This is a genomic window from Allobosea sp. GW822-FHT03F07 (assembly GCF_058801345.1).
On record NZ_JBXAND010000002.1, the window covers coordinates 423385 to 436327 of the forward strand.

The 12943-nt window shown below is 64.9% G+C and carries 13 protein-coding genes; all 13 read right to left on the reverse strand.

Translation table 11 applies throughout. The annotated features are described in order from the left end of the window. Positions 1-163: 163 nt before the first annotated feature. Positions 164-943, reverse strand: a complete 780-nt coding sequence (locus tag AC1RMY_RS10555; RefSeq protein WP_492864145.1) for a biotin--[acetyl-CoA-carboxylase] ligase — start codon at positions 941-943, stop codon at positions 164-166. Positions 944-1080: 137 nt separating this feature from the next. Next, positions 1081-2508: an NADH-quinone oxidoreductase subunit NuoN gene (gene nuoN, locus AC1RMY_RS10560; protein WP_492864147.1), complete on the reverse strand. Its 1428-nt coding sequence runs from the start codon at positions 2506-2508 to the stop codon at positions 1081-1083. Positions 2509-2519: 11 nt separating this feature from the next. Further along, the gene (locus AC1RMY_RS10565) at positions 2520-4031 is read right to left on the reverse strand and encodes an NADH-quinone oxidoreductase subunit M (RefSeq protein ID WP_492864149.1); all 1512 of its coding nucleotides are present in this window, start codon (positions 4029-4031) and stop codon (positions 2520-2522) included. Between the two features lie 4 nt (positions 4032-4035). Then, positions 4036-6069, reverse strand: a complete 2034-nt coding sequence (gene nuoL / locus AC1RMY_RS10570; RefSeq protein ID WP_492864151.1) for an NADH-quinone oxidoreductase subunit L — start codon at positions 6067-6069, stop codon at positions 4036-4038. Between the two features lie 26 nt (positions 6070-6095). Next, positions 6096-6404, reverse strand: coding sequence for an NADH-quinone oxidoreductase subunit NuoK (nuoK, locus tag AC1RMY_RS10575; RefSeq protein WP_327527916.1), 309 nt, complete (start codon positions 6402-6404; stop codon positions 6096-6098). Further along, positions 6401-7024 carry an NADH-quinone oxidoreductase subunit J gene (locus tag AC1RMY_RS10580; RefSeq protein WP_492864153.1) on the reverse strand — a complete coding sequence of 208 codons (624 nt, stop codon included), beginning with the start codon at positions 7022-7024 and terminating at the stop codon, positions 6401-6403. The genes nuoK and AC1RMY_RS10580 overlap by 4 nt, the downstream gene beginning before the upstream one ends. Before the next feature lie 134 nt (positions 7025-7158). Next, a complete protein-coding gene (gene nuoI / locus AC1RMY_RS10585) occupies positions 7159-7647 on the reverse strand; it encodes an NADH-quinone oxidoreductase subunit NuoI (protein ID WP_327527610.1) in 489 nt (162 codons plus the stop codon). Between the two features lie 18 nt (positions 7648-7665). Continuing rightward, positions 7666-7896, reverse strand: coding sequence for a hypothetical protein (locus tag AC1RMY_RS10590; RefSeq protein ID WP_492864155.1), 231 nt, complete (start codon positions 7894-7896; stop codon positions 7666-7668). A gap of 2 nt (positions 7897-7898) precedes the next feature. Further along, entirely contained in the window at positions 7899-8093 is a 195-nt protein-coding gene (locus tag AC1RMY_RS10595; protein WP_492864157.1) for a hypothetical protein, read from the reverse strand. Continuing rightward, positions 8093-9115 (reverse strand): NADH-quinone oxidoreductase subunit NuoH, encoded by a 1023-nt coding sequence (gene nuoH / locus AC1RMY_RS10600; protein WP_492864159.1) that lies wholly within the window; start codon positions 9113-9115, stop codon positions 8093-8095. The genes AC1RMY_RS10595 and nuoH overlap by 1 nt, the downstream gene beginning before the upstream one ends. A gap of 6 nt (positions 9116-9121) precedes the next feature. Further along, a complete protein-coding gene (gene nuoG / locus AC1RMY_RS10605; RefSeq protein ID WP_492864161.1) occupies positions 9122-11185 on the reverse strand; it encodes an NADH-quinone oxidoreductase subunit NuoG in 2064 nt (687 codons plus the stop codon). A 46-nt stretch (positions 11186-11231) separates the two neighbouring features. Beyond that, entirely contained in the window at positions 11232-11627 is a 396-nt protein-coding gene (locus AC1RMY_RS10610; protein ID WP_492864163.1) for a hypothetical protein, read from the reverse strand. 2 nt (positions 11628-11629) lie between these two features. Then, positions 11630-12934: an NADH-quinone oxidoreductase subunit NuoF gene (gene nuoF / locus AC1RMY_RS10615; protein WP_492864165.1), complete on the reverse strand. Its 1305-nt coding sequence runs from the start codon at positions 12932-12934 to the stop codon at positions 11630-11632. Positions 12935-12943: the final 9 nt, after the last annotated feature.

The window sequence follows — 12943 nt, forward strand, 5'->3', positions numbered from 1 at the left end:
GCGTTTTGCGACGCCGGATTTGAGGGGGAGCCCTAACACGCCAGCAACGCGCTCTCCAGAGCGCACTGCGTCATTGCGAGCGAAGCGAAGCAATCCAGAAGCGGCAGGGTTCCACGTCCTCCTGGATTGCTTCGCTTCGCTCGCAATGACGCGAAACCCGCGCTTAGGCCGGCGCCCCGAAGAAGAGATCGCCGGCGTCGAAGTGGCGGATGCCGGCCGTGGTCTCGAGCAGCAAACGCCCGGTCGGGTCGATGCCGGAGAAGATGCCGGTGACGGCGCCCTCCGGCGGCCTGATCGTGATCGTCTGGCCGAGGAAGGCGGCCCGCTCCAGCCAAGCCTGCCGGATCGGGCCGAAGCCGCCGGGCGCCTGCCATGTCGCGAAGCGGGCGGTCCAAGCCTCGCCGAGCGCGGCCAGAGTGGCCTCGATCGTCACGGAGGGGGCATGAGCTTGCAGACATGTCGCCGGATAGGGCGTCCCCTGCGCACAGGAGGCGATGTTGATGCCGAGCCCGATGACGACGCTGAACTGCCCTGCCCGGCTCTCGCCCTCGAGCAGCAGGCCGGAACATTTCGCGCCATCGATGAGGAGATCGTTCGGCCATTTCAGCGCCAACCTCGGCTGGCTGAGACCCGCCACCCTGGCGGCGGCGTCATGCAGGGCAAGCCCAGCGACGAAGCCGAGCTGGGGCGCGAGCGCCGGCTCGCAAGGCGAGACCAGCAGCAGGCTGGCGTAGAGATTGCCGGGCGGGGACGTCCATTGCCGGCCGTGGCGGCCACGGCCGGCATTCTGGCTGCGGGCAACGATCCAGAGCTTGCCGGGGTCGCCCTGGGCCAGTGCGCGGCGCGCCTCCTCCATGGTCGAGCCGACCTCGTCGCGGACGATCAGCCGGTAGTCGGCGGCGCGGGCGGCTTCACCGAGCATGAAGTGAAAAGCCCGTTTCACCCGCGACGTCATCCTGGCCGGAGCGCAGCGGAGCGCCGGGATCCATCGGAGGGCTACGTAGCTCTAGGATGGATCCCGGGGCGACCTGAGGTCGCCCAGGATGACGGACTTGGTTCACTGGGAAAAATTCGCAGCGTTCAGAACAGCGACTTAGCTGCCGCCGCGGCCGAGTTCAGCAGCGGAGCCGGCAAGAGCGAGAGCGCCAGCACGAAGATCGCCGAGACCAGCAAAACGGCGCGCACACCGAGATCGCCCTTCTCGAAGGCGGGTTTAGCCTCGTCGAAATACATCACCTTGACGAGACGTAGATAGTAGTAGGCGCCGACGACGGAGGTCACGACGCCGATCACGGCCAGGATATAGAGCTTGGCGTCGATGGCGGCGAGGAAGACGTAGAACTTCGCCCAGAAGCCGGCGAGCGGCGGGATGCCGGCGAGCGAGAACATCATCATCGACAGCGCGAAGGCCATCCAGGGATTGGTCCGCGAGAGGCCGGCGAGTTCGCCGATGTCCTCGACCGCCTTGCCGTTGCGGCGCATCAGCAGCACGCAGGCGAAGGCGCCAAGCGTCGTCGCCAGATAGATCGCCATGTAGACGAGCACGCCCTGGACGCCGGCGGCATTGCCCGCTGCGAGGCCGACCAGCGCGTAGCCCATATTGGCGATCGAGGAATAGGCGAGCAGGCGCTTGATGTTGTTCTGGCCGATCGCGGCGAAGGCGCCGAGCGCCATCGAGGCGATCGCGATGGCGATGATGATCTGCTGCCATTCATGCAGCGCGCCGGGGAAGGCGCCGACGAAGATGCGAACGACCATCGCCATCGCGGCCATCTTAGGCGCCGAGGCGAAGAAGGCGGCGACCGGGGTCGGCGCGCCCTCATACACGTCCGGCGTCCACATGTGGAACGGCACGGCGGAGATCTTGAAGGCGACGCCGGCAGCAATGAAGACGATGCCGAAGATCAGGCCGATGCCGGGATGGCCGTGCTGCACGGCCGCCGCGATGCCGGCATAGTTCACCGTGCCGGTGAAGCCATAGACCAGCGAGGCGCCATAGAGCAGCATGCCCGAGGAGAGCGCGCCGAGGACGAAGTATTTCAGGCCGGCCTCGGTCGATTTCTCGTTGTCGCGATCGAAGGCCGCGACGACATAGAGCGCCAGCGACTGCAGTTCGAGGCCGACATAGAGGCTGATGAGATCGTTGGCCGAGATCATCATCATCATGCCGATCGTCGACAGCACGACCAGGATCGGGAACTCGAAGCGCATCGAGCCGTCGCGGCGAAGCGAGTCCGAGGAGAGCAGGATCGCCGCGGCGGCGCCGAGCAACGTCAGAACCTTGAAGAAGCGGGCGAAGCTGTCGACGACGAAGCCGTCATTGAAGGTCACCACCCTGCCCTGGCCGGACAGCACAAGCACCAGCGCCAGCGCGAACAGAGCCAGGGCCGCGCCTTCGAGCAGGCGCGTCGAACGCTCGCCCCGGATCGCGCCGACGAGCACCATCGCGATGGCGCCGAGGGCGAGGATGATTTCCGGAAGCGCCGGGCCGAGAGCGGGCAGAGCCATCCTGCGAGACCTTACTGAATAGCCAGCATCGCCGTTTTCGCGGCGGTGAGTGCGGCCTGATAGTTCTTGATGAGGGCTTCGGTCGGCGCTGCGAAGGCGTCGAGGATCGTGCCCGGACGAATGCCGTACCAGATCGTCAGCACGACGAGCGGAGCGAGGATTGCGATCTCACGGCGGTCGAGATCCATGATGTCCTTGAGCTCGGGCTTCACCAATTCGCCGAAGACGACGCGGCGATAGAGCCAGAGTGCATAGGCCGCCGAGAGAATGACACCCGATGAGGCGATGAAGGCGACCCAGGGATTGGCCTTGAACGCCCCCATCAGCGTCAGGAACTCGCCGACGAATCCGGCCGTGCCGGGCAGGCCGACATTCGCCATGGTGAAAACCATGAAGACGACGGCATAGAGCGGCATCCGATTGACCAGCCCGCCATAGGCAGCGATCTCGCGGGTGTGCATGCGGTCATAGACCACGCCGACGCAGAGGAAGAGCGCGCCCGAGACCAGCCCGTGGCTGACCATCTGGAACATCGCGCCCTGGATGCCCTGGGTGGTCAGCGTGAACAGGCCCATCGTCACGAAGCCCATATGGGCGACGGAGGAGTAGGCGATCAGCTTCTTGATGTCCTCCTGCATCAGGGCAACCAGCGAAGTGTAGACGATGGCGATGACGGACAGCGCGAAGACGAAAGACGCGAAATAGGCCGACGCCTCCGGGAACATCGGGATCGAGAAGCGGATGAAGCCGTAACCGCCCATCTTCAGCAGGATCGCGGCCAGGACAACCGAGCCCGCCGTCGGCGCCTCGACGTGGGCATCGGGCAGCCAGGTGTGGACCGGCCACATCGGCATCTTCACCGCGAAGGAAGCGAAGAAGGCGAGCCAGAGCCAGGTCTGCATGTTCGCCGGGAACTTGTGCGCCAGCAGCGTCGGAATATCGGTGGTGCCAGCGTTCCAGTACATCGCCATCAGCGCCAGCAGCAGCAGAACCGAGCCGAGCAACGTGTAGAGGAAGAACTTGTACGCCGCGTAGACGCGCCGCTTGCCGCCCCAGATGCCGATGATCAGGAACATCGGGATCAGGCCGCCCTCGAAGAAGACGTAGAACAGCACGAGGTCGAGCGCCACGAAGACGCCGATCATCAGCGTCTCGAGGATCAGGAACGCGACCATGTATTCGCGCACCCGCTTCGTGATCGAGTGCCAGGACGCCAGGATGCAGAACGGCATCAGGAAGGCGGTCAGCACCACGAAGGGGAAGGAGAAGCCGTCGACGCCGAGCTTGAACTTGATCGCGTCCGACACCCAGCCATGGGTCTCGACCATCTGGAAGCCGGGATTGGCCGGGTCGAACTGCGCCCAGGCTACGCAGGACAGCACGAAGGTCGCGACCGTGGCCGCGAGCGCCGCATAGCGTGCGTTGGAGTCGACCGAGGCCTCGTCGCCGCGCTGTGCCAGGATGAAGGCCGCGCCGACCAGCGGCAGGACGAGAAGACCGGTGAGGATACCGAAACCGAACATCATCTCACCCGCGAACCACGAGATACCAGGTCACAAAGCCTGCGACGCCGATCAGCATGGCGAAGGCATAGTGATAGACATAGCCGGTCTGGAGCCGCACGACGCGGTTGGTCACGTCGACGACGCGGGCCGAGACGCCGTCGGGGCCCATGCCGTCGATGACGAAGCCGTCGCCCTTTTTCCAGAGGAACTTCCCGATCGACATCGCCGGCTTGACGAACAGGAAGTCGTAGATCTCGTCGAAATACCACTTGTTGAGCAGGAAGCGGTACAGGACCGGATTGGCGGCGGCGAGCCTCCCCGGAACGTCCGGACGCAGTATGTACATGTAGAGCGAGACCAGGAAGCCCAGCACCATCGCGATGAAGGGCGAGGCGATCACCCAGCCCGGGACCTCGTGCATCTCGTGCAGGATGTGGTTGTCCTTGCCGGTGAAGAGCGCGGCCTTCCAGAAGTGCTCGTAGTCGTGGCCGATGAACGCCTCCTTGAAGGCGAAGCCGGCCGCGACCGCGCCGAGCGACAGCAGGGCGAGCGGGATCAGCATGGATAGCGGGCTCTCATGCGGCGTGTGGTCATGGCCGTGACCGTGATCGTCGTGGCCGTGCGAGGCATGAGCGTGGTCATCATGGCCGTGGGCGGCATGCGCGTGATCGTTGTGCCCATGCGCGTGATGGCCATGTCCCCAGCGCGGCGCGCCCTCGAACGTCATGAAGTAGAGGCGCCAGGAATAGAAGGAGGTGAAGCAGGCGGCGACGACCAGCAGGACGAAGGCATAGGAGGCGGCGAAGCCTTTGTGCGCGACCGCGGCATAGGCGCTCTCGATGATCGCGTCCTTGGAGAAATAGCCGGCGAAGAGCGGGAACCCGGTCAGCGCCAGCGTGCCGATGGTCATGGCGGCGGCCGTCAGCGGGATGTGCTTCCTGAGGCCACCCATGTTCCGCATGTCCTGCTCGTGATGCATCGCGTGGATGACCGAGCCGGCGCCGAGGAACAGCAGCGCCTTGAAGAAGGCGTGGGTGAAGAGGTGGAAGATCCCCGACGAATAGGCGCCGACGCCGAGCGCGACGAACATGTAGCCGAGCTGCGAGCAGGTCGAATAGGCGATGACGCGCTTGATGTCGTTCTGCACGAGGCCGACGGTCGCGGCGAAGAAGGCGGTGGTCGCACCGATGACGATGACCACGGTCAGCGCGACGGGCGCGAATTCGAAGATCGGCGACAGGCGCGCGACCATGAAGACGCCGGCGGTGACCATGGTCGCCGCATGGATCAGGGCCGAGACCGGGGTCGGGCCTTCCATCGCGTCGGGCAGCCAGGTGTGGAGCAGGAACTGCGCCGACTTGCCCATCGCACCCATGAACAGCAGCAGCGCGGTCAGCGTCAGCGCGTTCCAGTCATAGCCGAGGAAGCGGAAGCTCCGCTCGGTCAGACCGGCGATCTGCGGGAAGATGCTCTCGAAAGCGACCGTGCCGGTGAGCACGAAGACCATGAAGATGCCGAGCAAGAAGCCGAAATCGCCGACGCGGTTGACGATGAAGGCCTTCATCGCCGCCGCGTTGGCCGAGGGCTTCTGGTACCAGAAGCCGATCAACAGATACGAGGCGAGACCGACGCCCTCCCAGCCGAAGAACATCTGCACGAGGTTGTCGGCCGTCACCAGCATCAGCATGGCGAAGGTGAACAGCGACAGATAGGCGAAGAAGCGCGGCCGATGCGGGTCCTCGTGCATGTAGCCGATCGAATAGAGATGCACGAGCGAGGAGACCGTGTTCACCACGACCAGCATCACCGCCGTCAGCGTGTCCACGCGGAAGGCCCAGTCGACCTGCAGCGCGCCCGAGGTGAGCCAGGTCGCGACCTGGACGCGGGTCGTGCCGTGGCCGAAGCCGACGCTGAAGAACGCGATCCAGGACAGCACGGCCGAGACGACCAGCAGCGAGGTGGTGACGATCTCGGAACCGCGCGCGCCGATCAGCCGGCCGAGAAGGCCGGCGATCAGGAAGCCGATCAGGGGGAGGAAGACGATCAGGTGATACATGGGGCAGATCCGGGCGCGCTCGCGCCTCAGCCTTTCATCATGTTGATGTCTTCCACCGCGATCGTGCCGCGGTTGCGGAAGTAGACGACGAGAATGGCGAGCCCGATGGCGGCCTCGGCCGCAGCGACCGTCAGCACGAGCAGGGCGAAGACCTGGCCGACGATGTCGTTCATGAAGCTCGAGAAGGCGACGAAGTTCAGGTTCACCGACAGCAGGATGAGCTCGACCGACATCAGGATGACGATGACGTTCTTGCGGTTGATGAAGATGCCGAGCACGCCCAGCGTGAACAGGATCGCGCCGACTGCGAGATAATGGCCAAGTCCGATCATCAGACCGTCTCCTCCGGCAGGGCGGCGCCGGAGGCGACCTTTCGGACCTCCATGGCGGCTTCCTTGGTACGTGCGTTCTGCGCCGGGATGTTCTGGCGCTTGATGCCCGGGCGGTCGCGCAGCGTCAGCACGATGGCGCCGATCATGGCGACCAGCAGCACGAGGCCGGCCGCCTGGAAATAGTAGACGTACTGGGTGTAGAGCACCCGGCCGAGCGCCTCGGTGTTGGTGATGCCGGCGGGGATCGCCGCGACCGGCGCCTTGACGATCTGCGGGTCGATGACCCAGGCGCCGACGACCAGCGTCAGCTCGACCGCGAAGATCAGGCCGATGAGCGCGCCGATCGGCAGATAGTTCAGGAAGCCCTGGCGGAATTCGGCGAAATCGACGTCGAGCATCATCACCACGAAGAGGAAGAGCACCGCGACCGCACCGACATAGACGACGATCAGCAGCATCGCCAGGAACTCGGCGCCGAGCAGCATGAACAGCCCGGCCGCGTTGACGAAGGCCAGGATCAGGAAGAGCACCGAGTGAACGGGGTTACGCGAAGCCACCACCATGAACGCCGAAGCGACGGTGATGCCTGCGAACAGATAGAAGAAAGCCGCTGCGGCATTCATCTCGGTCAGCCTTTCCGCCCCTGCGGGCGGCTCTCGTTTTCAGTCACGCCCGACTCTCGCCGGCCGCAGTTTGGAGCGTCTATAGTCAGGCCCGCCCGCGGTCACAACCGTGCGGCGGGTCTGCCCGAAGCATCTCACCGATAGGGCGCGTCCATCGCGATGTTGCGCGCGATCTCGCGTTCCCAGCGGGCGCCGTTCGCGAGCAGCTTGTCCTTGTCGTAGAACAGCTCCTCGCGGGTCTCGGTGGCGAATTCGAAGTTGGGTCCCTCGACGATGGCGTCGACCGGGCAGGCCTCCTGGCAGAAGCCGCAATAGATGCACTTCGTCATGTCGATGTCGTAGCGCGTCGTGCGGCGCGTGCCGTCGTTACGGCGCGGACCGGCCTCGATGGTGATGGCCTGGGCCGGGCAGATCGCCTCGCAGAGCTTGCAGGCGATGCAACGTTCCTCGCCATTGGGATAGCGGCGCAGCGCATGCTCGCCCCGGAAGCGCGGCGAGAGCACGCCCTTCTCGAAGGGATAGTTCAGCGTTGCCTTCGGCTTGAAGAAATAGCGCATCGACAGCGCGAACGCGCCGACGAACTCCTTCAGCAGCAGGCCTTTGGCGGCTTGTGCGAGCGACATGCCTCTCGTCCTTCCAGCTCAGCCGAACAGCGTTCGGCCGATCACGAAACCCAGGATCGGCATGAAGCCAATCGTCATTGCCAGCACCGCCCCCCGCAGGATGCGGATGCGGCGCTCGTAATCCATCTTCTCGGCCGCTGTCACCGAGCGATCCGTGCGCCTGAGCGCGCCGATCACCACGGCCGAGATCAGCCGATACTCAAGCAGGCCGAGCCCGAGGCCGATGATGGCACCGAGAAGACCCGCCATGCTCACAGCGCCACCGGCCCGAGCCAGACGACGCTCCAGTAACCCACAACCCCGCCGGCGAACGCCGCGATGGCCAGTCCGCCGAAAACATCACCGACAACGTCGACGCCCCTCCGGAGAGAAAGCCCGACATAGGCCAGGTAACACATCACCCCGACGACCATGCCTGCCGCCGGGCCGATGATCGCCGCATTCATCACCCCTTGATCGGACCCCAGCCGGTGACCTGCAGCACGAGGGCGACGATCACCACGCAGGCCAGCGACAGCGGCAGGAAGACCTTCCAGCCCAGCCGCATCAGCTGGTCGTAGCGGTAGCGCGGCACGAAGGCCTTCACCATCGCGAACATGAAGAAGACCAGGCAGACCTTCAGCGCGAACCAGAACACGCCCGGCAGCCAGGTGAAGGGCGCGATCGGGAACGGCGGCAGCCAGCCCCCGAGGAACAGGATCGTGGTCAGCGCGCACATGGTCATGATCGCCACGTATTCGCCGAGCATGAACAGCAGGTACGGGGTCGAGGAATACTCGACCATATAGCCCGCGACGAGTTCCGATTCCGCTTCCGGCAGGTCGAAAGGCGGCCGGTTCGTCTCGGCCAGTGCCGAGATGAAGAAGACCACGAACATCGGGAAGAGCGGCAGCCAGTACCAGCCGAACATGCCGACCTTGGTGTTCTGCGCCTCGACGATTGCCGTGAGGTTCAGCGAGCCGACGCAGAGCAGCACGGTGATGATGACGAAGCCGATCGAGACCTCGTAGGAGACCATCTGCGCAGCCGAGCGCAGCGCGCCCATGAAGGGGTACTTCGAATTGGACGCCCAGCCGGCCATGATGACGCCGTAGACGCCGAGCGACGAGATCGCGAGGATGTAGAGGATGCCGACATTGATGTCGGCGATCGCCCAGCCTTCCGCCACCGGGATCACCGCCCAGGCGCCGAGCGCCAGCAGGCAAGAGATGAAGGGCGCCAGCAGGAAGACGCCCTTGTTGGAGCCCGACGGAATGATCGGCTCCTTGAAGGCGAACTTCAGCAGGTCGGCGAAACTCTGGAACAGGCCGAAGGGGCCAACCACGTTCGGACCGCGCCGCAGCTGCACCGCCGCCCAGATCTTGCGGTCGGCAAGCAGAATATAGGCGATGAAGACGAGCAGGCAGACCAGCAGCAGCAGGCTCTTGCCGAGGATGATCGCGAGATCGAGGACGAGGTCCCAGTTCATGGCCGCTTACTCCGCCGCCTGCTGCAGCCGGCCGGAGGCCAGCGCCGAACATTCGGCCATCACGGCGGAAGCGCGCGCGATCGGGTTGGTCTGGTAGAAATCGGCGATCGTCGAGACGAAGCCCGCCTTCTCGGCCTTGCCGCCGGCACCGGAGAGCGAACCGAGCCCGGAACCATCGGCCGCCTGCAGCACGTCGAGCGCCGCGAAATGCGGATGCGCCCCATAGAGCGCCTTGCGCAGGTCCGAGAGCGAGTCGAAGGGCAGAGTCTTGCCGAGAGCGGCCGAGAGCGCACGCAGGATCGCCCAGTCCTCGCGGGCATCGCCCGGCGGGAAGGTGGCGCGATCGGTCATCTGCACCCTGCCCTCGGTGTTCACATAGGTGCCGGACTTCTCGGTATAGGCCGAGCCCGGCAGGATGACGTCGGCGCGGTGCGCGCCCTTGTCGCCATGCGTGCCCTGATAGACCACGAAGGCACCGGCCGGGACGTCGACCTCGTCGGCGCCGAGCAGGAAGAGCAGGTCGAGCGCACCGGGGGCGACCATGCCCGCAACGTCGAGCGCCCCCTCACCCGGCACGAAGCCGAGATCGAGCGCGCCGACGCGAGCGGCCGCGGTGTGCAGCACGCCGAATCCGTTCCAGCCCTCCGAGACGGCGCCCAGTGCCTGCGCGGCCTTGACCGCCAGCGCCAGCACGGCCTCACCATCGGCCCGGGCGAGAGCGCCCTGCCCGACCAGCACCATCGGCCGCTCGCCGGCCTTCTCGGCGCGGCCGGCCAGATCGGCCAGCGTATCGGTGCCGGCACCGAGATAGTCGTAGTCATAGGTCAGGTCGGCCCGCTCGCCGATGAGCTGGATCTTGAAGTCGCCACGCAGCCAGCGCTTGCGGATGCGGGCGTTCAGGATCGGCGCCTCGCGGCGCGGATTGGCGCCGATGATCAGCAGCGAGGTCGCATTATCGATGCCGGCGATACCGGCATTGAGCACATAGGACGCCCGCCCGAATTTCGGATGCAGCTTCGTGCCGTCCTGGCGGGCGTCGAGATTGGTCGATCCGAGCGAGGTGATCAGGCTCTTGAGTGCAAACATCTCCTCGATTGCCGCGAGATCACCGGCGATGGCGCCGATCTTCTCCGGCTTCGTCGCCTTCACCTTCTCGGCGATCAGCGCGAAAGCCTCGGTCCAGCTCGCGGGGCGCAGCGCGCCATCCTTACGGATATAGGGCCGGTCGAGGCGCTGGGTGCGCAGGCCGTCGACGATGTGGCGGGTCTTGTCGGAGATCCACTCCTCGTTCACCGCCTCGTTGAGGCGGGGCAGGATGCGCATCACTTCCTTGCCGCGGGAATCGACGCGGATGGCCGATCCGACGGCATCCATCACGTCGATGCTCTCGGTCTTGGTCAGCTCCCAGGGACGGGCCTTGTTCTGATAGGGCTTCGAGGTCAGCGCGCCGACCGGGCAGAGATCGACGACGTTGCCCTGCAGCTCCGACGTCATCGCCTGCTCGAGATAGGTCGTGATCTCCATGTCCTCGCCGCGGCCGATGGCGCCGAGGTCGGAGGCGCCGGCGACTTCCGTGGTGAAGCGGACGCAGCGCGTGCACTGGATGCAGCGCGTCATCGAAGTCTTGACCAGCGGGCCGATATACTTGTCCTCGACCGCGCGCTTGTTCTCGGCATAGCGGGAATTGTCCACGCCATAGGCCATGGCCTGGTCCTGGAGGTCGCATTCGCCGCCCTGGTCGCAGATCGGGCAATCCAGCGGGTGGTTGATGAGGAGGAACTCCATCACCCCCTCGCGCGCCTTCTTGACCATCGGCGACTTGGTCAGGACGACCGGCGGCTCGCCGTTCGGGCCGGGACGCAGGTCGCGCACGCCGATCGCGCAGGAGGCCTGCGGCTTCGGCGGGCCGCCCTTCACCTCGACCAGGCACATGCGGCAATTGCCGGCGATCGAGAGCCGCTCATGGAAGCAGAAGCGCGGCACCTCGGCGCCCGCCGCCTCGCAGGCCTGGAGCACCGTGTACTCCGCGGGAACGTCGACCTCGATGCCGTCGATCAGAAGCTTGGTCATCGGGTCACACTCGCATTCTCATGGCGGCACGTCACAGCCTTATCCATCAGAGCCGCCCCTGCTTCACTTGGTCATCGGAAACACAACGGTGAGGATAAATAATCATCTTGTGTTCGCTGACGTACTTTATGCTTACGCTCGGCGACAAAATTGTCATCGCACGCGTATCTTTGCCATTGTCTTTGAACTGTTTACATATCTTGCCGGAATTTTTTCCGATATAGCGATGAACTGCTTGAAAGAAGAATTCCCTGTCTTCCTTTGAAATATTGGAAGCATCGGAATTGAACGTCTTTCCTTTAACGGCCACTCCGAAATAACCTTCAGAATCTGGGACCTGCGCCCCAATCGAGAACGAGTGAGAAGTCTGAGGCGCGGCCGTACAAGCCGTTGAGATCGCCAAGCCCAAGACAAGCACACAGCCTCGAAAGATCGTCACCACCGTCACTCCGCCGCCATGAGCCTGACCGGCTCGCCATGCGGGTTGGCGGCATAGTCGTCGATGCGCTGCTCGATTTCGTGACGGAAATGGTTGATCAGCCCCTGGATCGGCCAGGCGGCAGCATCGCCCAGCGCGCAGATGGTGTGGCCCTCGATCTGCTTGGAGACGTCGAGCAGCATGTCGATCTCGCGCTTCTGGGCGCGGCCTTCGGCCATGCGGTTGACGACCCGCCACATCCAGCCGGTGCCCTCGCGGCATGGCGTGCACTGGCCGCAGCTCTCATGCTTGTAGAAATAGCTGATGCGGGCGATGGCGCGAATGATGTCGGTCGACTTGTCCATCACGATCACCGCCGCCGTGCCGAGTCCCGACTTCAGCTTGGAGAGCGAGTCGAAATCCATCGGCGTGTCGATGATCTGTTCGGCCGGCACCATGCGCACCGACGAACCGCCGGGAATGACCGCCTTGAGATTGTCCCAGCCGCCGCGGATGCCGCCGCAATGCCGGTCGATCAGCTCGCGGAAGGTGATGCCCATCACCTCCTCGACATTGCAGGGCTTGTTCACATGGCCGGAGATGCAGAACAGCTTGGTGCCGACATTGTTCGGATTGCCGAGCGAGGAGAACCAGGCCGCGCCACGGCGCAGGATCGTCGGGGCGACCGCGATCGACTCGACGTTGTTGACGGTGGTCGGGCAGCCATAGAGGCCGACATTCGCGGGGAATGGCGGCTTCATCCGGGGCATGCCCTTCTTGCCCTCGAGGCTTTCGAGCAGGGCCGTCTCCTCGCCGCAGATATAGGCGCCGGCGCCGTGATGGACATAAAGATCAAAGGGATAGCCGTGGATGTTGTCCTTGCCGATGAGCCTGGCCTCATAGGCCTCGTCGACGGCGCGCTGCAGCGCCTCGCGCTCGCGGACGTATTCGCCACGGATGTAGATGTAGGCGGCGTGCGCGCCCATCGCGAAGGAGGCGATCAGGCAGCCCTCGACCAGCGTATGCGGGTCGTTGCGCATGATCTCGCGATCCTTGCAGGTGCCCGGCTCCGACTCGTCGGCGTTGACGACGAGGTAGTGCGGGCGCCCGTCATTGACCTTGGGCATGAACGACCATTTCAGCCCGGTCGGGAAGCCGGCGCCGCCGCGCCCGCGCAGGCCCGACTGCTTCATCTCGTCGATGATCCAGTCCCTGCCCTGCTGGAGCAGGAACTTGGTGCCGTCCCAGGCGCCACGCGCCATGGCGCCCTTCAGCGACAGGTCGTGAAGGCCGTAGAGATTGGTGAAAATCCGGTCGCGATCAGCAAGCATCGTCTTCGC